This is a genomic window from Micromonospora sp. NPDC049891 (assembly GCF_040660295.1).
Classification (GTDB): Bacteria; Actinomycetota; Actinomycetes; order Mycobacteriales; family Micromonosporaceae; genus Micromonospora.
The window spans coordinates 1-18,664 of sequence record NZ_JBFAML010000023.1 but is presented as its reverse complement, the minus strand read 5'-3'; the positions used below and the strand labels follow the sequence as shown (position 1 = coordinate 18,664).

Below are 18,664 nucleotides of genomic sequence, written 5' to 3'. Positions count from 1 at the left end.
TCGCCGGTGGGCCAGGTTCCAGCGGCCGTGGCGGCGGGAGCTTCACCGCGAGTATAGGTGTGGAAGCGGTGCGTGGCAGCCCGCTGAACTGTCGTATCCCAGGTGGCGGTGACCGGCCTGACGGGGCACCGGCATCATGGGGCGATGGATCCTCGCGCGCCGCTGCGTCCGCTGGTCGCCGGCTCCACCTGGCGGCGCGGCGTGTTCCTGTTGCTCGGTGGGGTTCTCGCCCTGCCGTACGCGTTGCTCGGGGTGGCTTTCGGGCAGTTGTTCGCCACCTCCGGGGCGCCCCGGCTGCTGGTCCTGGTGCTGCTGGTCCCGGCGGCCACCATCGCCGTCGTACCGATCTTCCTCGGCGGTAGCCGCGCGCTGGAGATCGCCGCGGTCCGTGGCCTGCTCGGGGTCGACCTGCCCGAGCCGTTGCCCGGTCACCGGCTCGACCGGGAGACCCGGCTGCGCGCCGCGCTCTGGATCGGACTGCACCTGACCAGTGGCGCGCTGGTGGTGACCGCGCTGTTCAGTGCCGTGCCGATGGCGCTGGCGTTCATCGTCGCGCAGGCCGGGGTGGACGTCGGGATGACAGGTGCCGAGCGGTTCGGACCGTTCGACGGCGGGGACACCGGTTGGTTGGCACTCCTCGCGGTGCTCGTACTGGCCGCTCTCGGCTACGTCGTGGCCGGGCTCGGCGCGCTTGCCGCGTCGATGGCCCCGGCGCTGCTGGGACCGGCGTCGGCCGAGCGGATCGCCGCGTTGGAGGCCCGGGCCGCGCGGCTGGCCGAACGCAACCGGCTGGCCCGGGAACTGCACGACTCGGTCGGCCACGCGCTGACCGTCGCCACCCTCCAGGCCGGCGCCGCCCGGGAGGTGCTCGACGCCGACCCGGATTTCGTCCGCCGGGCGCTGGCCGCCATCGAGGAAACCGGGCGGCGCGCGATGGACGATCTCGACCACGTGCTCGGGTTGCTCCGGGAGACCGGGGAGCCGTCGATCGTCGCTCCGCAGCGGACCCTGTCCGATCTGGACGGGCTCATCGCCGACACCCGGGCGGCCGGGACGTCGGTACGCAGCCGCAGCCGCGGCTCGTTGGACGCCCTGCCGTCGGCGGTCTCCCGGGAGGGTTACCGGATCGTGCAGGAAGGGCTGACGAACGCCGCCCGGCACGGCCGCGGGCCGGTGACCCTGCGGGTGGACGCGTCGCCGGACGGTCTGGAGATCGAGCTGGTCAACGCCATGACCCAGCGGGAACCCGACGGGGCGGCAGTGCCGGGTGGCGGTCGGGGCCTTGTCGGTATGCGGGAACGGGTGCTGCTGCTCGGCGGCCGGATCACCGCGGGCGCGGACGGAGAGCGGTGGCGGGTGCGGGTGCGGCTACCGATCGGGGCGGACGGATGAGCGTGGACGTGCTGATCGTCGACGACGACGAACTGGTCCGGATCGGGCTGCGGACCATCATCGACGCCCAGCCGGATCTGCGGGTCGTCGCCGAGGCAGCCGACGGGGCGGAGGTGCCGCCGCTCGTCGCCCGGCATCGCCCGCAGGTGGTGCTGATGGACGTGCGCATGCCCGGGATCGACGGCATCCAGGCCACCCGACACCTGCTGGCCACCTCCGCCGAGCCGCCCCGGGTGCTGGTCATCACCACCTTCGCCAACGACGAGTACGTCTACGAGGCGCTGCGCGTCGGCGCCAGCGGATTCCTGCTCAAGCGGGCCCGACCGGCCGAGGTGGTGGCGGCGGTACGGGTGGTGGCGCGGGGCGAGTCGCTGCTCTTTCCGGCCGCGATCCGCCGGCTGGTCGGGGCGTACGGGCGGCGGAACGCCGACGGGCTGCGGGCGGCCCGACTCACCGAACGGGAGGCGGAGGTGCTGCGGCTGATGGCGGCCGGACTGTCCAACCCGGAGATCGCGGCCCGTCTGGTGGTGGGGGTCGAGACGGTGAAGACGCACGTCGGGAACGTGCTGACCAAGCTGGGGGTACGCGACCGCACCCAGGCGGTGATCGCCGCGTACGAGTCGGGGTTCGTCACGCCCGCCGGGTGAGGTGTCCCCCACGAGGGGGAGACGGTTCCCCGCCGCACGGGAGGGCAGGGCCGGTGCCCCGGCCGAGGCTGGGAAGCATGACGAACGTAGCCGTACTCGAACACCGCGACACGTCCCGTCGGACCGGTCTGCTCGCCCCACTCGCCGCCGGTTGGCTCGGGCTGTGGGGCCTGCTCGCCCTGGTGGCGGCCAGCACCGGCACCGGCTACCCGTTCGGTGCCGACGATCCGCACCGGAACTCGACGCTGCTCCGGCTGCTCCCGACGGAAGCGGGACCACAGTTCTTCGCCGGGATGCTGCTCAGCGCCGCCGCGCTGGCCCTGGTCAGCCGCACCACCGCGCCCACCGGCCCGCTGCGGGTGCTGTTGCTCGGCTACGGCTGGGCCGTCGCGGTCGTGCTGGCCATGGTGGTGCCCGGCATGCAGGTGCTGGCCCTGCTCGGATACGCGCCGATGCTGCTGCTCGGTGCGCCCTTCGGCTGGCCGCCTGTCGATTACGCCGACGTGTTCACCTGGGCGCTCGCCGCCCGCGTCGCCGCGATGGCCGGTGGTGTGCTGTTGAGCGGGGCGCTGCTGGGCTGGCAGCGGCGTACCGCCGGCTCCTGTGCGGGGTGCGGCCGCAACGGCGCGGGTCGGGGCTGGACCACTCCGGCGGCCGCCGCCCGGTGGGGCCGGTGGGCTGTCTGGGTCGCGGCCGTGATCCCCTTCGGGTACGCGCTGACCCGGTTCGCCTGGCTGGCCGGCATCCCACTCGGCATCTCCCGGGACGACCTCGCCGAGTTGTGGGAGAACGGCGCGGTCTGGGCCGGGGCCGGGCTGGGCGCCTTCGCCACCGTCGGTTCGGTGCTCACCCTGGGGTTGGTGCAGCGTTGGGGTGAGCGGTTCCCGCGCTGGATGGTGGGCCTGGCCGGTCGGCGGGTGCCGGTGCGTCTGGCCGTGGTCCCCGCGACGGTGGTCGCGGTCCTGGCCACCGCGGCGGGCCTGAGCGCGGTGAGCGTCCCCGCGTTCTGGGAGCCGGACCGTGGGCTCAGTGCGGCGGGTGCCCCGCTGATGTTCTTCCCGCTGTGGGGGCTCGCGCTCGGTGCCGCCACGTACGCGTACCACCTGCGCCGTCGGGGCGGCTGCGGTCGCTGCGGCCAGGGGTGACCTGTGGATCCGGTCCGCCGTCCGGCACGGGGGTGGGCGGCGGGCCGGGTCCACCGGTCACGGCAGGTCGCGGGCGTAGCAGACGGAGAGCGGCTCGCCCCGGTACGGCCCGAAGTTGTCGACGCGCCGGTAGCCCTCCCGTTCGTAGAAGCGCATCGCGTCGGGTTGGGCGGTGCCGGTCTCCAGCAGCAGGGTGCGTACGCCGGCGTCGCGGGCGGCCTGCTCCAGGGCGCGCAGGATGGCTGTCGCGACACCGGTGCCCCGGGCCGGCGGACAGACGTACATCCGTTTGATCTCGGCGGAACCGGCGGCCAGGAAGCGCAGCCCACCGCAGCCCACGGCGGTGCCTCCGGAGTCGCGGGCGACCAGGAAGATGCTTACCGTCTCGGCCGTGGGCGGCGCGCCCGGCTCGTGGTCGTCGCAGCCGTAGCGGGCGTCGAGTTCGGCCCGTTGGGCGGCACGTAGCCGGGTGGCGTCGGTCGACTCCCAGGGTTCGCGAACGATGGAGAGCACCTGTCAACCTTTCCGTAACGAGCGTTACCGTAACGTACGCTACGGTATGAGTCGTCGATCGGGAAGGGGTACGGATGGCCAGACGCCGTGATCTCGCCGACCAGCAGCGACGCCTGTCGGCGGCCACCTGGTCGGTGCTGGCCGAACGCGGCCTGCCCGGGCTCACCCTGCGCGCCGTCGCCGAGCGGGCCGGGTGCACCACCGGCATGGTGCTGCACACCTTCGCCGACAAGCAGGCCCTGCTGGTCCACGCCCGCGAGCTGCTGCACCGGCGTACCGGCCAGCGTGCCGACGCCGCACAGGCCGCGGCGGATAGCCCCCTGGAGGCGCTGCGGGCCGTGCTGTTCCAGGCCGCCTCGCCCACCGAGGAGGAGCGGGAGGAGGCGCGGGTCTGGGTCGGCTTCCTCGCCGCCGCGCTGGCCGACCCGGTCCTGGCCGACCTGCACCGCGACTACAACCGCCGGTTCGTCACCCGGGTCCGTGAGCTGGTCAGCGCCGCCCGGCCGGAGCTGGGCCCGGTCGAGACGGCCGACACCTCAACCAGCCTGGTGGCCCTCGTCGAAGGACTCAACACGCTCGCCTGCGTCGACCCGGAGACCTACGGCGAGCAGGCCCAACGCAGCGCCCTCGACGCCGCGCTCGCCGCGCTCGACACCGAGCCCTGAGCCGCAGGCGGGCGGCTGCCGTCGCCTGCCGAACCGCACTGTTCATCATCGAGCCAGGCTGGCGGCGACTGACCCGGGCGGTGGCGAGCTAGCGTGGGCGGGTGAGTGAGTCATCGCCTGTTCCGCCGCTCCCACCCGCCGACCTGCCCGCCACGCTCGGTGCGCTGCGCGCCGCCGGGCACCGCTACCGCACCGTCAAGCAGGAACTACGCGACAACCTGCGGGCCCGGATGCGGGCCGGCGCTCCGCGCTTCGCCGGCATCGTCGGGTACGACGACACCGTGCTGCCGGAGGTGGAGCGCGCCCTGCTCGCCGGCCACGACATGGTGCTGCTCGGCGAGCGCGGCCAGGGCAAGACCCGCCTGATCCGGGCACTGGCGACGCTGCTTGACGAATGGACGCCGGTGATCGTCGGTTCGGTGCTCAACGAGCACCCGCTGCACCCGATCACCCCGACGTCACGGGCGCTCGTCGCCGAGGCCGGCGACGACCTGCCGGTCGGCTGGCTGCACCGTTCGATGCGCTACGGGGAGAAGCTGGCCACCCCGGACACCAGCGTCGGTGACCTGATCGGCGACGTGGACCCGGTCCGGCTTGCCCAGGGGCGCACGCTCGGCGACCCCGAGACGATCCACTTCGGGCTGGTGCCGCGGACCAACCGGGGCATCTTCGCGGTGAACGAGCTGCCCGACCTGGCCGAGCGGATCCAGGTGGCGCTGCTCAACGTGCTGGAGGAGCGGGACATCCAGGTGCGCGGCTACCAGCTACGGCTGCCGCTGGACCTGCTGCTGGTGGCCAGCGCCAACCCGGAGGACTACACCAACCGGGGCCGGATCATCACCCCGCTCAAGGACCGCTTCGGCGCGGAGATCCGCACCCACTACCCGACCGACCTGGAACTGGAGCTGGCCCTGATCCGGCAGGAGGCCGACCTGGTCGCCGAGGTGCCGGAGCACGTGCTGGAGGTGCTGGCCCGGTTCGCCCGGGCGGTACGCGAGTCGCCGTCGGTGGACCCGCGTTCCGGTGTCTCCGCCCGGTTCGCCATCGCCGCCGCGGAGACCGTCGCCGCCGCCGCGCTGCGCCGGGCGTGCCTGCTGGACGCCGACTCGGAGCTGCCGTCGGCGGAGGCGGTGGCGCGGGTGGGAGACGCGGTGTCGGTGACGTCGACGCTGCGCGGCAAGGTGGAGTTCGAGAGCGGCGAGGAGGGCCGGGAGGTCGAACTTCTCGGTCACCTGCTGCGTACCGCCACCGCCGAGACGTTCCGGGCCCGGCTGGCCGGGCTGGACCTGTCCGGTTTCACCGCGCTGGTCGAGGAAGGGCAGTCGGTCGAGACCGGCGAGTTGGTGTCCGCGGCCGACCTGCTGCGGCAGGTGGGCACGGTGCCGGGGCTGGCGAAGGTGCTCGACCGGCTCGGCATCGGCGACGCGCCGAGCACCGGGCAGGCCGCCGCGGCCGTCGAGTTCGTGCTGGAAGGGCTGCATCTGAGTCGCCGGCTGGGCAAGGACGTCACCGACACCGGCCGGACCCGTTACGGCGGCCGGGACTAGCGATGGCCGGCAACCGGTTCCGGTACGGGCAGTGGCGCGGTGGACCCGATCCGCTCGCGCCGCCGTACGACGTGCAGGCCGCGGTGGACCAGGTCGGCGAAGAGGTGCTGGCCGGCGGCAGTCTCCGTGACGCGTTGCGGGACCTGCTGCGTCGGGGCCCGCAGGGGCGTGGCGGGCTGGACGGGCTGACCGCCCGCGCCCGCCGGCTACGCCGCGAGGCGCTGCGCCGGGGGGAGCTGGACGGTGCGGTGACCCGGGCGCGGGCGCTGCTCGACCAGGCACTGGCCGCCGAGCGGGACGAGTTGGCCCGCCGGGACGACGAGGCGGCCCGGTTCGCCGAGACGGTGCTGGACGACCTGCCCCGCTCGACCGCGCAGGCGGTGCGGGACCTCTCCGACTACCGGTGGGCCAGCGACGAGGCCCGGCAGACCTACCAGCGGATTCTCGCCGGGCTGCGTGACGACGTGCTGGGTCAGCGCTTCGCCGGGCTGCGCGACTCGGCGCGGCTGGCCGGTGACCCGGCGGTGCAGGAGCGGGTCGCCGAGATGATGCGGGACCTCAACGCCCTGCTGGCCCGGCACGCCCGCGCCGAGGACACCACCGACGCGTTCGCCGAGTTCATGCGCCGGCACGGCGAGTTCTTCCCGGAACGGCCCCGTGACGTGGACGAGCTGATCGACCTGTTGGCCCGCCGCGCGGCGGCCGGGCAGCGGCTGATGAACTCGCTGTCCGAGCGGCAGCGGGAGGAACTGGCCGGGCTGATGCGCGACTCCCTCGGTGACCGGCTCGCCGGCGAGTTGGCCGCGTTGGAGGGAAACCTGCGGGCGCTGCGGCCCGACCTGCGCTGGGGGCGGGGCGAGCGGATGCAGGGCGGCCAGCCACTGGGCTACGGCGAGGCGACCGGGGCGCTCGACGAGATCGCCGAACTGGACGACCTGCTCGACCAACTGGGCCAGGCGCACCCCGGTGCGACCCTTGACGACATCGACGTTGACGCGGTGGCCCGGACGCTGGGCCGGGACGCGGCCGACGACGTACGCCGGCTGCGGGAGCTGGAGCGGGAGCTGCGCCGGCAGGGTTGGGTGACCCGTGACGCCGACGGTCTGACCCTGAGCCCGAAGGCGCTGCGCCGGCTCGGCGGCACGGCGCTGCGCCAGGTCTTCGCCGAGCTGACCGCCGGCCCGCGCGGCCAGCACGACCTGCGCTCGGCCGGGGCGGCCGGCGAGGTGACAGGCGCGTCGCGGCCCTGGGAGCACGGTGACGAGCAGCCGCTGGACGTGGTGCGGACGTTGACCCGGGCGATCCGCCGGGCCGGCCCCGGGGTGCCGGTGCAACTGGCGGTCGAGGATTTCGAGGTCGTCGAGACCGAACGACGAGCGTCGGCGGCGGTGGCGCTCTGCGTCGACCTGTCGTACTCGATGATCTCCCAGGGGCGGTGGGGGCCGATGAAGCAGACCGGGCTGGCCCTGGCCCACCTGATGGCGACCCGGTTTCCGCAGGACGCGTTGCAGATCATCGGGTTCGGCCGGCGGGCGGAGACGCTTACCCAGCAGGAGCTGGCCGCCGTCGAGCCGGACATGATGCAGGGGACCAACCTGCAACACGCGTTGCGGCTGGCTGGCCGGCACCTGCGGCGCCATCCGGACGCCGAGCCGGTGGTGCTGGTGGTGACCGACGGGGAACCGACAGCCCACCTGGACCCGGACGACGGTGAGGCGCTGTTCGCGTGGCCGTCGTCGCCGGAGACGATCGAGGCCACGGTCCGGGAGGTGGACCGGCTCGGCCGCTTCGGGGCCACCCTGAACCTCTTCATGCTGGGCGACGATCCCGGGCTGCGCCGTTTCGTCGACGCGGTGGCCCGGCGCAGCGGCGGCCGGGTGTTCACCCCGGACGCCGACGACCTCGGCGAGTACGTGGTCAGCGACTACCTGCGGGCCCGCCGGGGCCGCCGCTAGGCTCGGCCGGGTGGAGGTCGACGGGCTGCGACGGGCGTACGACGCGGTGCTGGCCGAGGTCGACGCGGGCGGGTTCGGGCCGCCGCCGCCCGACCGGTACAGCGCCGAGCAGATCGTGGCGCACCTGGTCGCCAGCGACGAGCTGATGCGCGAGGCCACCGAGGCGGTGCTGGCCGGCTCGCCGTACGCCTTCTACGACCTGGACGAGGTCCACCGGCCGGAACTTGACGAACTGGCCGCCGAGTGCGGCGGCCTCGACGGCCTCGCCACCCGGCTGCGGGCCACGAGTGACCGGCTGGTCGCGTTGGTGGCCCAGCTGGGTGCGGCGGCGGACACCCCGGTCGAGACGCACCTACGTGAGGGGTTCGAACTCGTCATCGACGAGCCGCTGCCGTGGGGCCGCACGATCGACCTGCACGCCCGCGTGCACCTGCCCCGCCACCTGAACGAGCTACGGACGCTGCGCGGCCGGTCCTGACCGGGGGTCGCCCAGGTGTCGGGCCTGGGCGGCGCGGCGACCCGGTCGGCTCCGTGCCCGGTGGCCGGGCGGTTCAGCGGGTGTCGGCCGACTCGGGGGTACGACGGAAGGTCCGGCGGTACACCGAGGGCGCGACGCCGATGCGCAGGTGCAGTTGTTGACGCAGGGCGGCGGTGGTGCCGAAGCCACTGCGCCGGGCGATCTGCTCGACGGTCAGGTCGGTGCTCTCCAGCAGCAGCCGGGCGTGGTCGGTGCGCTCGTGCAGCAGCCACTGCGCCGGGCTCAGCCCGGTCTCCGCCCGGAACCGCCGGGTGAAGGTGCGTACGCTCATCCGCGCCTGCCCGGCCAGGTCGCGCAGGCTCACCGGCTCGTGCAGGCGCTGGCGGGCCCACTCGCGGGCGGTGGCGGTGCTGGTGTCGGGGGCCTGCGGTACGGGACGTTCGATGTACTGGGCCTGACCGCCGTCGCGCCAGGGCGGCATGACGCACCGGCGGGCGGCCTGATTGGCCACCTCGCTGCCGTGGTCGGTGCGCACCACGTGCAGGCACAGGTCGATGCCGGCGGCGACCCCGGCCGAGGTGAGCACCCGGTCGTCGGCCACGAAGAGCACCTCCGGATCGAGGTCCACCCGCGGGTGCAGCCGGCGGAAGCGGTCGGCGTACGCCCAGTGGGTGGTGGCCCGCCGCCCGTCGAGCAGCCCGGCGGTGGCCAGCACGAACGCGCCGGTGCAGATCGACATGATCCGCGCGCCCCGGTCGTACGCGGCCCGCAGCGCCCCGGTCACCTCGGCGGGAATGACGTCAGGGCGGAGCGTGGCGTCACCGTGCACCCCCGGCACGATCACCGTGTCGGCCTGCTCCAGCAGTTCCAGCCCGTGGTCGGGCAGCACTCGGAAGCCGGCGGTGCTGCGGACCGGCCGACCGCCCGGAGTGCACGTGTCGACGGTGTAGAAGTGCGCGTCGGCGGCGTCACGGGCGGTGCTGAACACCTGGGCGGGGGTGCCGAGGTCCAGCCCGACCACCTGGTCGACGGCGAGGACGGCGACCCGATGCGGAGTCATGGCCCGATTATTGCGCAAGGTGGCTTGCCGGCCACTCGCCGGGCCGGGGCGGGTCGCCGCACACTCGCCTGGTGAATCGACCCGCTCGCCTGCATCCGGCCTGGATCGTCGCCGCAGTCGCCTTCGTGGCGCTGGTCGGCGCCGCCGGGTTCCGGGCCACGCCGTCGGTGCTGCTGCACCCGCTGCACACCGAGTTCCGTTGGCCGGTGGCCACCATCTCGGCTGCCGTTTCGGTGAACCTGCTCCTCTACGGGCTGACCGCGCCGTTCGCCGCGGCGCTGATGGACCGCTTCGGCATCCGCCGGGTGGTGGCCGCCGCGCTGGCCCTGGTCGCCGCCGGCAGCGGGTTGACCGTCTTCATGACCGCGAGCTGGCAACTCGTCCTCTGCTGGGGCGTGCTTGTCGGACTGGGCACCGGGTCGATGGCGCTGGCCTTCGTGGCCACCGTCACCGGGCGCTGGTTCGTGCGCCGCCGTGGCCTGGTCACCGGTGTGCTCACCGCCGGTGGGGCGGCCGGCCAGCTGGTCTTCCTGCCGCTGCTGGCGATGCTGGTGGCCGCATCCGGCTGGCGGGCGGCGGCACTTGTCGTCGCCGGGGCGGCGCTGCTGGTCGTACCGCTGGTGTTGTGGCTGCTCCGGGAACACCCGGCGGACCTCGGCCTACCGCCCTACGGTGCGACGGAGATCGAGCCGGTGACCAGGCCAGCGGGTGGGGCCGCCGCCCGCGCGGTGGGCGCACTGGCCCAGGCCGCGCGTACCCGGCCGTTCTGGCTGCTGGCCGCGGGGTTCGCGATCTGCGGCGCGACCACGAACGGCCTGGTCGGTACGCACTTCATCCCGGCCGCGCACGATCACGGGATGCCGCAGACCACGGCGGCCGGGCTGCTGGCGCTGGTCGGGCTCTTCGACATCGTCGGCACCGTCGCCTCGGGATGGCTCACCGACCGCTTCGACCCTCGGCTGCTGCTTGTGGCGTACTACGCGCTGCGGGGCGGATCGCTGCTGGTGCTGCCGGGGCTCTTCGCGGCCACCACCGAACCGAGCATGCTTGTCTTCATCATCTTCTACGGCCTGGACTGGGTGGCGACCGTACCGCCGACGGTCGCGCTGTGCCGGGAGTACTTCGGCACCTCGGGCGCGGTGGTCTTCGGCTGGGTGTTCGCCTCGCACCAACTCGGGGCCGCGGTGGCGGCGAGTGGTGCGGGCCTGGTCCGCGACCAACTCGGCACGTACACCCTCGCCTGGTACGTGGCGGGGACGTTGTCGGTGGGCGCGGCCGTGCTGTCGCTGATGCTGCTGCGCCGCCGCGGCACCACCGTCAGAGAGCCGGTCCCGGTCGCCGCCGGATCGAAGGCGTGGAGCTATCGCGGCTGACCCTGCTGGGCGACTACTGAAGCGCCCAGCGCTGGGCCGGGTTGCCGTCGCAGGGGGCCTGGACGATGTCGGTGCCGGCCCCGGCGCCGCCGTCGCGCGCCTGGGCGCACTTGCCGCTGTGCACGGCCACCAGCACGGTCGCGCCGCCGTCGACAGGTTGCAGCCGCCACTGCTGGTTGGCCTCGCCGTGGCAGCCGAACTGCTGCAACCGGGCACCGTCGTCGCCGCTGCCGCCCTCGACGTCGAGGCACTGGTTGTAGGCGGCGTTGGTAAGCGTCACCGTGTCCGGGCCGAAGGCGTTGACGACCCACTGCTGCTCCGGCCCGCCGCCGCAGTCGGCCAGCTTGGCGGGGGCCTTCTCGCCGTCGCCGTCGAGGCCGAGGCAGAGGCCGGAACCGACCCCACGGAACACCTTCGGTCCGACGACCGCGTCCGGGTCCTGGCTGGGGCTCGGCGTGGGGGCGGGTTCGGACGTCGTCGGGCCGGGCTCCGGTTCGCTCTCGGTCGGGCTGGGCTGCACCGCGCTCGGGCTGGGCGCGGCCACCGTCGGTGCCGGCTCCGGATCGTCGCCACCGAGCACGCCGGTGGCGAACAGCACCCCCAGCAGTACGCCGACCAGCCCGAGGGCCAGCGCCGTGACCAGCAGTGGGTCGCGGGGCAGCCCGGCGGGACGGCGAGTGCCGTAGACGGTGCCCGACCCATCGGTTTCCGACATGCCGGCATCCTGTCCCACGGTGCCCGGTGCCGACCAACCGCCCCCGGCCGGCCGACCTGATTGCGGTGCGAAACGCCTCCGATGGACATCCCGCCAGGCGGGCCCATGACGCGTAAAGTGATCCCATGCACGCCCTGCGTGATCATGACCTGGCGGTGGCCCAGCTGCGACGGTCGTACGCGGCGGTGCCACCCGGTCAGCCGGTGCGGTTGGCCAAGCGCACCTCGAACCTGTTCCGTCCGCGCAGCGCCCCCGCCTCCGGCCTGGACGTCAGCGGCCTCGGCGGGGTGCTGGGCGTCGACCCGGTCGCCCGCACCGCCGATGTGCAGGGCATGTGCACCTACGAACGACTTGTCGAGGCGACCCTGCCGCACGGCCTGATGCCGTTTGTGGTGCCGCAGTTGCGCACCATCACCCTCGGCGGGGCGGTGACCGGGCTGGGCATCGAGTCGACCTCGTTCCGCAACGGACTGCCACACGAGTCGGTGGTCGAGCTGGACGTGCTCACCGGTGCCGGTGAGGTGGTCACCGCCCGCCCCGACGGCGAGCACGCCGACCTGTACGCGGCCTTCCCCAACTCGCTCGGCAGTCTCGGGTACGCCACCCGGCTGCGGATCGAACTGCAACCGGTCCGCCGCTACGTGGGCCTGCGCAACCTGCGGTTCACAAACCTGACCGCGTTGACCGAGGCGATCGGCGAGATCACCGCGTCCCGCCGCTGGGCCGGCGAGAGCGTCGACGCGATGGACGGGGTGATGTTCAGCCCTGGCGAGTCGTACCTGGTGCTGGGCAGCTTCACCGACGACGTGCCGGCCGTCTCCGACTACACCGGCCAGGAGATCTACTACCGCTCGCTGCGCCAACGCCCACACGACGCGCTGACCACCCACGACTACCTGTGGCGCTGGGACACCGACTGGTTCTGGTGCTCGGCGGCGTTCGGCGCGCAGCATCCGGTGGTGCGGCGGCTGTGGCCGGCACGATGGCGACGCAGCGACGTCTACCACCGCATCGTGCGCCTGGAGCACCGGCACCGGGTGGCGGCCCGGATCGACAGGTGGCGGGGCCAGCCGGCCCGGGAGCGGGTCGTGCAGGACGTGGAGATCCCACTGGACCGCACCGCCGAGTTTCTGCACTGGTTCGCCGCCGGCGTCGGGATGACGCCTGTGTGGTTGTGTCCGCTGCGGCTGCGCGAGCCGGCCGGCTCGGGATCGGCCCGGTCCTGGCCGCTGTATCCACTACGGCCCGGGCAGGACTACGTCAACATCGGGTTCTGGGGGAGCGTGCCGATCGCCGAGGGCGCCGCCGACGGCGACGTCAACCGGGAGATCGAGCGCGCGGTGTCGGAGAAGGGCGGGCACAAGTCGCTCTACTCCGACGCGTACTACGACCGGGATTCGTTCGACCGGCTCTACGGCGGCGGGGCATGGCGCGCCGTGCGGGACCGGTACGACCCGGAGCATCGGCTCACCGGACTGTACGAGAAGGCGGTAGCACGAGCATGAGTCTCACCGACCGAAGCCAGGGAGCGGCAGGCGCTCCCGCCACACCGCCCCCCGGGGGCCGGCGGCGTGGGACCACCGTTGCGGACATCGTCCGGGCGGTGACCTCGGGCCCCCTGCCGGTACGCGTCACCGGGTACGACGGCAGCTCGATCGGCCCGGCAGACGCCGGGATCACCCTGGCGATCCGCTCCGAGCGGGGGCTGTCGTACCTGCTCACCGCCCCGGGTGACCTGGGCATGGCGCGTGCCTACGTCAGCGGTGACCTGACCCTGGAGGGAGTGCACCCGGGCGACCCGTACGAGGCGTTGCGGGTGCTCAGCGGGTTGCGGATGCGGGCCCCGGCGCTGGCCGACGGGTTGGCGCTGGTGCGCGAGCTGGGCTGGGAGCGGCTGCTGCCGCCGCCGGCCCCGCCGCAGGAGGCCCGGCCGCGCTGGAAGCGGATCGTGGGTGGCCTGCGGCACTCGCGGACCCGCGACAGCAGCGCCATCTCGCACCACTACGACGTGTCGAACGCCTTCTACGAGAAGGTGCTCGGCCCGTCGATGACGTACACCTGCGCGGTGTACCGCAGCCCGGACGACACGTTGGAGCAGGCGCAGGCGAACAAGTACGACCTGGTCGCCGGCAAGCTCGCGCTGCGGCCGGGGATGCGGCTGCTGGATGTGGGCTGCGGATGGGGCGGCATGGTCCGGCACGCGGCCCGCGAGTACGGCGTCAAGGCGCTCGGTGTGACGCTGTCGCGGGCGCAGGCGCAGTGGGCGCAGGCCGCCATCGAGCGGGAGGGGCTGTCCGAGCTGGCGCAGGTGCGCCACCTGGACTACCGCGACGCGCCGCGCGAACAGTTCGACGCGGTGTCCTCGATCGGCCTGACCGAGCACATCGGAGTCCGGAACTATCCGGCCTACTTCGGGTTTCTGCGTGACCGGCTGCGCCCGGGGGCCCGGCTGCTCAACCACTGCATCACCCGGGCGGACAACCGGGCGCCGCACCGGTCCGGGGCGTTCATCGACAGGTACGTCTTCCCGGACGGTGAACTGGCCGGCCCGGGCCGGTTGATCAGCGAGATCCACGATGTCGGGCTGGAGGTGCACCACGAGGAGAACCTGCGCCAGCACTACGCGCTGACGCTTGCCGCGTGGTGCCGCAACCTGGTGCGGCACTGGGACTTCTGCGTCGCCGAGGTGGGTGCGGGCACGGCCCGGGTGTGGGGGCTCTACATGGCCGGCTCGCGGCTGGCCTTCGAGCGCAACGGCATCCAGCTGCACCAGGTGGTGGCGACGCGCAACGGCCCGGACGCGGTGAACGGCTATCCGCTGCGCCCGGACTGGCTGCCCTGACCGGGTCACCGCGGTACTGAGCAGGGCCGCGCCGGATCTGCCGGCGCGGCCTTTCGCGAAGCCATTGACAAGGAAGTTTTTTACGTACAAACTGATTTTGCCATGAGAGATGTCCTGTACCTGGAGCAGATCGAGCAGGCCGAGGCGCTGCTGAAGCCGCAGCGCGTCGAGATCCTGCGGCAGCTGGCCGAGCCACGCACCTGCACCGAGGTGGCCGCCCGGCTGGAGCAGACGCCACAGCGCGTCTACTACCACGTCAAGCAACTCGTCGCGGCCGGGCTGGTCGAGCAGGTCGACCAGCGCAAGGTCCGCGGCATCACCGAGGGCATCTACCAGGCCGCCGCCCGGTCGTACTGGCTCTCACCCCGACTGGTCGGCCGGATCGGGCTGCGTCGCACCCGTGACGAGCTGAGCCTGGGCTACCTGCTGGACCTGATGGAGGAAGTCCAGGCCGACGTCGCCGCCCTGGACCGCACCGCCCCGGAGCTGCCGTCGATCGGCGTCTCCGGCGAGATCCGCGTGCCGGCGGAGCGCCGGCAGGAGTTTCTGCACGACCTGCAGTCCGCGCTGCAGGAGTTGTTCACGCGCTACGGCGGCGCCGAGGGAGACGCCTTCAAGCTCGCCGTGGCCTGCTACCCGAAGGGGACCGACAGTGACTGAACCGATGACCCTCGCCGCCCGACTCGCCGCGCCGATCGCGCGGGTGCGCCAGGCCCTGACCGACCCCGCCGAGCTGCGCGTCTGGCTGGCCGAGCACGCCGAGGTCGAGCTGCCCGAGCGGTACGAGTTCTGGGGTCGCTACACGCCAGAGGGCGACGCCCCACATCAGCGGGTACTGCACGCCGACGACGATCGGCTCCGCTTCGCCTGGCTGCTCGACGGGGTGGAGACCACCACCGAAATCACGCTGAGCGCGGACGGGCCGGACGCCACGGTGCTGCGGCTGTCGCAGACCCACTTCGACTTCAACGACGTGGTCAACGGCACCAGCATCCGGGGTGTCCTCCAGACCTACTGGGCGCTCACGATCGCCAACCTGGAGGCCCACCTGGCCGGCCAGCCGCTGCTGCCGAAGGTGGACTTCACCGGCACCGACTTCCGAGGCGATCTGGAGATCGCCGCACCGGCCGACAAGGTGTGGGAGTCCCTTACCGACTCCGAGCAGGCAAGCGCCTGGTTCGGCTACCCGATCGGCATCGAACCCTGGGTCGGCGGCCGGTACGCCATGGGCGGCTTCGACAGCGGATTCGCCGCGAAGGTGGTCGACCTGGAGCCGGGCCGGAAGATGTCCATCGACTGGGGGCCGGCCGGCGTCACCAGTTGGGAGCTGGCCGAGTCCGAGGGCCGGACGAAGCTGACCTTCGTGCAGAGCGGCTTCGACGAGCAGAACCCGCCGTACGCGGCCTGGGCCGGCATCGTGTCCGGGTGGGCCGAGCTGCGTCGCTTCCACGAGGTGCCGGACTGGCAGCCGATCTGGCTGCCCGAGGAGACGGCCGCCACGGCCGGCTGAGCAGCGACAAGCGTGGGCGGTCACCCGGAGGTAGTCGGGTGACCGCCCATCGTGCTGGCATCAACCGGCGCGTGACGGGGTAATGGCCGGCGGTGTTCCTCATCTTCGGACTCCGGACCCGGGTCACCCGGTCGGCGGTGGTGCAGCAGGTCTGTCGTCACTGCGGGCACCAGGCCGCCCAGGTGCTCACCCGTCGCTCGACGAAGTTCAGCCTCTTCTTCATCCCACTGATCCCGGTGCGTACCCGCCACATCCAGCAGTGCACCTTCTGCGCCGCCGAGTACCCGGTGGACCGGGCCGAGGCCGAGCACCTGATGGCCGCCTGATGGGAAGCCTGCTGGGCTGGCTGATCGGCTGGCGACGGTGCGAGGGCGGACAAGGCCCGACCCCGCCGCTGCACCATGCGGCCCGGCCACCCTGCACGCCCGGGCGTCGCCGGTCCCGCCGGCTGCGCGGATCGGTGGCCGGCGGCGCCCTGCCCCGCGCGCCCCGGAACCGTTCCGGCCGCCACTGACGCGGGCGCCGTCCCGGATGACGCGCCGGCTCGGCCTGGCGTGCCGCCCGTTCCTGCGTGCCGCCCGTTCCGGCATGCTGGCCCGCTCCGGCGTGCGCGACGGGCCGGGATTCGCCGGCACGGCTATCGTGGCCTGTCGTGACGGGTACCGAGCAGCGACTGGCCGCGATCCGGGGCGACGCACCTCCGAAACGACACAACGCCCGCACGATCGCGGCGTTGACCGGCAACCCGGGCTGCACCCGCCGGGCGGTCCTCGACGGTGCCGGGGTGGACAAGCCGACGCTGGCCGCACGGGTCGGCTTTCCCGCCCGGTTCGGGCAGTCCCGTTTCGCCATCACCCGGGGCAACACCTTCGAGGCGCAGGTGAAGGCCGGCGGCGGGGCGGAGCTGCTGCGACTGGTCGCGGAGCGGCTGGGCGTGCCGGTGCCGACGACGGCAAGTTGGACGGACCTCGGCGACGGTGACGACCCGGCCGCCCGGGCCCGACGCTCGGCGACGCTGCTCACCGGGGCGGTGTCGCCCGTCGATCCCGACTCCGACGAGCCGCCAGGTGCCGGGGAGCCGCCGCGTGCCGACGAGCCGGCGGCGCTGTTCGACCACCCGATGCTCGGCCTGGCAGTCGCCGGGCAGCGGGTACACCTGGAACCGGACCTGGTGGCCGCCCAGCTGGGCGGCCGGTTCCACGTTGTCGAGATCAAGTCGTTCCCGGTGATCGACGGTCAGGCCGATCCGGCGAAGCTGGCCGCCGCGGCGGTGCAGTCCGCCGTCTACGTGCTGGCCCTACGGGAGCTGTTCACCGCCCGGGGCCACGACCCGCACCTGGTGTCGCACGAGGTGGTGCTGGTCTGCCCCCGGGACTTCAGCAACGAGCCGGTCGCGCATCTGCTCGACGTCCGCCGGCAACTGCTTGTGGTGCGCCGGCAACTGGACCGGATGGACCGGCTCGACACGCTGCTGGCCGACGTACCTGCCGACTTCACCGCCGACCCCGCAGCTGATCCGGCGGCCCTGGCCGGTTCGCTGGCGCGGGTGCCGGCCCGGTACGCCCCCGACTGTCTGGCCAGCTGCGAGCTGGCGTACTTCTGTCGGCACGAGGCACGCGGGCAGACCGGGGCGCTCGGCCGCCCGGTCCGCGAGGCGCTCGGCGGGATCGCCGACGTCGGTGAGGTGCTGGCGCTCGCCGGTGGGGAACCCGCCCCCGACCCCGAGCGGGCGGAGGCCGCCGCGCTGTTGCGGACCGCGGCTCGCCTGCGCGCCGACGCCCTCGCCGCACCGGCATGATCGAGCGGAGCGAGGGAATGGTGGTGCCTCATGTCGGCACGCAGCGCAGCGGAGTGCCGGCATGAGTACGTTGCGGGCGTTGGCGGCGGCCCAGGCGGTGGCCTCCGGGGTGGCGCAACCGGTGGCGACCGTCCGGCATCTGCACCTGTCCAGGCGGCCGCTGGTGCTGGTGCCGCTGGCGATGGCGGGGGAGGCCAACGCCCCCCTAGCCGCGATGGTCGGCTCGGCCCCCGGCGAGGGGCGGTTGTTGATCGTGCCGCAGCCACGCAACCGGGACCAACGGTTCGCGTTCGCCGCCGAACTGGCCGCGATCCTCCTGCCGTACGTGGACGGGCACCGTACGGCGAACGAGGCGGTCTCCGTGGACCGGGGTCGGGAGGTCCGGTACCGGTACCTCGACGCTCCGCAGCTGCTGGTGCCGAATCCGGCGGGGGTGACGTTCCTGCGGCTGCTCGGTCGTTCCACCCGGTTCCGTCGGGTCGACGGCGAGTATCCGGTGCCGGCGCAGGTGCCACTGTTGGGCCGCTGGCTGACCTTCTTCGCCGAACGGGCCGAGCATCCCGGCTCGTCGGCGCTGCTGGCGATGACCCAGGCGTTGACGCTGCACTGGGCGACCGGACAGAGCGCCGTGGAGGATCTGCACCTGCCGGCGCTGCTGGGATGGATCGCTCCACCGGCCGGGCTCTCCGGAGCCGAGGCGGCCGCCCGGGCCGAGGACCCGTCGACCTGCCCGCCGGCCGGCCCGGCCACCGATCCCGAGTTCGACAACCGGCTGCTGGCGCCGGCCATCGAGGCGTACGCCGCCGCCGGTGCCGACGAGGCGACGCGCGTCGAGGCGTACGCGGAGCTGGAGAGGCTGCTGCGGGACCAGCTGACGCCCACCTGGGAGCTGATGTGGCGCGGCCTGGGGTTGTTGCGTGCCCTGCCGCCCGGCGCCCGGGTGGCCGGGCGGTGGGACGGCGACCGGGACGCGTTCACCGCCCACACCGAGCACCTCGACGACGATGGTGCGCCGCAGCCGCGC

17 protein-coding genes and 1 pseudogene are annotated in these 18,664 nt (G+C 73.5%); 15 read left to right on the top strand and 3 right to left on the bottom strand.

Annotated features, from left to right (window positions below; translation table 11 throughout):
- Nucleotides 1-144: 144 nt before the first annotated feature.
- The 3 genes from AB0I71_RS24400 (at nucleotide 145) to AB0I71_RS24390 (ending at nucleotide 3,184) form a co-directional block, all read left to right on the top strand.
- On the top strand, nucleotides 145-1,392 hold the full coding sequence (locus tag AB0I71_RS24400; protein ID WP_357588322.1) for a histidine kinase: 1,248 nt from the start codon (nucleotides 145-147) through the stop codon (nucleotides 1,390-1,392).
- On the top strand, nucleotides 1,389-2,039 hold the full coding sequence (locus AB0I71_RS24395) for a response regulator transcription factor (protein WP_357588320.1): 651 nt from the start codon (nucleotides 1,389-1,391) through the stop codon (nucleotides 2,037-2,039). The genes AB0I71_RS24400 and AB0I71_RS24395 overlap by 4 nt, the downstream gene beginning before the upstream one ends.
- A 77-nt stretch (nucleotides 2,040-2,116) precedes the next feature.
- Complete coding sequence (locus AB0I71_RS24390; protein WP_357588318.1) at nucleotides 2,117-3,184, top strand: hypothetical protein; 1,068 nt, start codon at nucleotides 2,117-2,119, stop codon at nucleotides 3,182-3,184.
- 57 nt (nucleotides 3,185-3,241) lie between these two features.
- Here the strand turns inward: AB0I71_RS24390 and AB0I71_RS24385 are convergent, their stop codons facing one another.
- Complete coding sequence (locus AB0I71_RS24385) at nucleotides 3,242-3,697, bottom strand: GNAT family N-acetyltransferase (protein ID WP_357588316.1); 456 nt, start codon at nucleotides 3,695-3,697, stop codon at nucleotides 3,242-3,244.
- A gap of 74 nt (nucleotides 3,698-3,771) precedes the next feature.
- Here AB0I71_RS24385 and AB0I71_RS24380 point away from each other — a divergent pair, with 74 nt between their 5' ends.
- The 4 genes from AB0I71_RS24380 to AB0I71_RS24365 all read left to right on the top strand — a co-directional run bounded on the left by AB0I71_RS24380 (nucleotide 3,772) and on the right by AB0I71_RS24365 (nucleotide 8,342).
- The gene (locus AB0I71_RS24380; RefSeq protein WP_357588314.1) at nucleotides 3,772-4,362 is read left to right on the top strand and encodes a TetR/AcrR family transcriptional regulator; all 591 of its coding nucleotides are present in this window, start codon (nucleotides 3,772-3,774) and stop codon (nucleotides 4,360-4,362) included.
- A 101-nt stretch (nucleotides 4,363-4,463) separates the two neighbouring features.
- Nucleotides 4,464-5,909 (top strand): sigma 54-interacting transcriptional regulator, encoded by a 1,446-nt coding sequence (locus tag AB0I71_RS24375; RefSeq protein WP_357588312.1) that lies wholly within the window; start codon nucleotides 4,464-4,466, stop codon nucleotides 5,907-5,909.
- Nucleotides 5,910-5,911: 2 nt separating this feature from the next.
- Nucleotides 5,912-7,864 carry a VWA domain-containing protein gene (locus AB0I71_RS24370; RefSeq protein WP_357588310.1) on the top strand — a complete coding sequence of 651 codons (1,953 nt, stop codon included), beginning with the start codon at nucleotides 5,912-5,914 and terminating at the stop codon, nucleotides 7,862-7,864.
- Nucleotides 7,865-7,874: 10 nt separating this feature from the next.
- Nucleotides 7,875-8,342 (top strand): DinB family protein, encoded by a 468-nt coding sequence (locus AB0I71_RS24365; protein WP_357588308.1) that lies wholly within the window; start codon nucleotides 7,875-7,877, stop codon nucleotides 8,340-8,342.
- Nucleotides 8,343-8,415: 73 nt separating this feature from the next.
- Here the strand turns inward: AB0I71_RS24365 and AB0I71_RS24360 are convergent, their stop codons facing one another.
- Nucleotides 8,416-9,402, bottom strand: a complete 987-nt coding sequence (locus AB0I71_RS24360; protein WP_357588306.1) for a DJ-1/PfpI family protein — start codon at nucleotides 9,400-9,402, stop codon at nucleotides 8,416-8,418.
- A gap of 71 nt (nucleotides 9,403-9,473) precedes the next feature.
- Between AB0I71_RS24360 and AB0I71_RS24355 the strand changes: the two genes are divergently transcribed.
- The gene (locus AB0I71_RS24355; RefSeq protein ID WP_357588304.1) at nucleotides 9,474-10,775 is read left to right on the top strand and encodes an MFS transporter; all 1,302 of its coding nucleotides are present in this window, start codon (nucleotides 9,474-9,476) and stop codon (nucleotides 10,773-10,775) included.
- A 13-nt stretch (nucleotides 10,776-10,788) separates the two neighbouring features.
- Here the strand turns inward: AB0I71_RS24355 and AB0I71_RS24350 are convergent, their stop codons facing one another.
- The gene (locus AB0I71_RS24350; protein WP_357588302.1) at nucleotides 10,789-11,490 is read right to left on the bottom strand and encodes an RICIN domain-containing protein; all 702 of its coding nucleotides are present in this window, start codon (nucleotides 11,488-11,490) and stop codon (nucleotides 10,789-10,791) included.
- Nucleotides 11,491-11,615: 125 nt separating this feature from the next.
- Between AB0I71_RS24350 and AB0I71_RS24345 the strand changes: the two genes are divergently transcribed.
- The 7 genes and pseudogenes from AB0I71_RS24345 to AB0I71_RS24315 form a co-directional block, all read left to right on the top strand.
- The gene (locus AB0I71_RS24345; protein ID WP_357588300.1) at nucleotides 11,616-12,995 is read left to right on the top strand and encodes an FAD-binding oxidoreductase; all 1,380 of its coding nucleotides are present in this window, start codon (nucleotides 11,616-11,618) and stop codon (nucleotides 12,993-12,995) included.
- Nucleotides 12,992-14,332: a class I SAM-dependent methyltransferase gene (locus tag AB0I71_RS24340; RefSeq protein WP_357588298.1), complete on the top strand. Its 1,341-nt coding sequence runs from the start codon at nucleotides 12,992-12,994 to the stop codon at nucleotides 14,330-14,332. The genes AB0I71_RS24345 and AB0I71_RS24340 overlap by 4 nt, the downstream gene beginning before the upstream one ends.
- Nucleotides 14,333-14,434: 102 nt before the next feature.
- A complete protein-coding gene (locus tag AB0I71_RS24335) occupies nucleotides 14,435-14,992 on the top strand; it encodes a helix-turn-helix domain-containing protein (RefSeq protein WP_204025161.1) in 558 nt (185 codons plus the stop codon).
- On the top strand, nucleotides 14,985-15,842 hold the full coding sequence (locus AB0I71_RS24330) for an SRPBCC domain-containing protein (protein ID WP_357588295.1): 858 nt from the start codon (nucleotides 14,985-14,987) through the stop codon (nucleotides 15,840-15,842). The genes AB0I71_RS24335 and AB0I71_RS24330 overlap by 8 nt, the downstream gene beginning before the upstream one ends.
- Nucleotides 15,843-15,934: 92 nt before the next feature.
- A complete protein-coding gene (locus AB0I71_RS24325; RefSeq protein WP_357588293.1) occupies nucleotides 15,935-16,168 on the top strand; it encodes a zinc-ribbon domain-containing protein in 234 nt (77 codons plus the stop codon).
- Nucleotides 16,169-16,494: 326 nt separating this feature from the next.
- On the top strand, nucleotides 16,495-17,640 hold the full coding sequence (locus AB0I71_RS24320; RefSeq protein WP_357588291.1) for a hypothetical protein: 1,146 nt from the start codon (nucleotides 16,495-16,497) through the stop codon (nucleotides 17,638-17,640).
- Nucleotides 17,641-17,701: 61 nt separating this feature from the next.
- Nucleotides 17,702-18,664, top strand: a pseudogene (locus AB0I71_RS24315) (hypothetical protein); the annotation flags it as partial.

What these genes read in the sequence shown, in the direction of transcription:
- AB0I71_RS24360 (WP_357588306.1), bottom strand. Translation starts at nt 9,402, where the DNA reads ATGACTCCGCATCGGGTCGCCGTCCTCGCCGTCGACCAGGTGGTCGGG.
- AB0I71_RS24345 (WP_357588300.1), top strand. Translation starts at nt 11,616, where the DNA reads ATGCACGCCCTGCGTGATCATGACCTGGCGGTGGCCCAGCTGCGACGG.
- AB0I71_RS24380 (WP_357588314.1), top strand. Translation starts at nt 3,772, where the DNA reads ATGGCCAGACGCCGTGATCTCGCCGACCAGCAGCGACGCCTGTCGGCG.
- AB0I71_RS24350 (WP_357588302.1), bottom strand. Translation starts at nt 11,490, where the DNA reads ATGTCGGAAACCGATGGGTCGGGCACCGTCTACGGCACTCGCCGTCCC.
- AB0I71_RS24370 (WP_357588310.1), top strand. Translation starts at nt 5,912, where the DNA reads ATGGCCGGCAACCGGTTCCGGTACGGGCAGTGGCGCGGTGGACCCGAT.
- AB0I71_RS24395 (WP_357588320.1), top strand. Translation starts at nt 1,389, where the DNA reads ATGAGCGTGGACGTGCTGATCGTCGACGACGACGAACTGGTCCGGATC.
- AB0I71_RS24390 (WP_357588318.1), top strand. Translation starts at nt 2,117, where the DNA reads ATGACGAACGTAGCCGTACTCGAACACCGCGACACGTCCCGTCGGACC.
- AB0I71_RS24340 (WP_357588298.1), top strand. Translation starts at nt 12,992, where the DNA reads ATGAGTCTCACCGACCGAAGCCAGGGAGCGGCAGGCGCTCCCGCCACA.
- AB0I71_RS24400 (WP_357588322.1), top strand. Translation starts at nt 145, where the DNA reads ATGGATCCTCGCGCGCCGCTGCGTCCGCTGGTCGCCGGCTCCACCTGG.
- AB0I71_RS24335 (WP_204025161.1), top strand. Translation starts at nt 14,435, where the DNA reads ATGAGAGATGTCCTGTACCTGGAGCAGATCGAGCAGGCCGAGGCGCTG.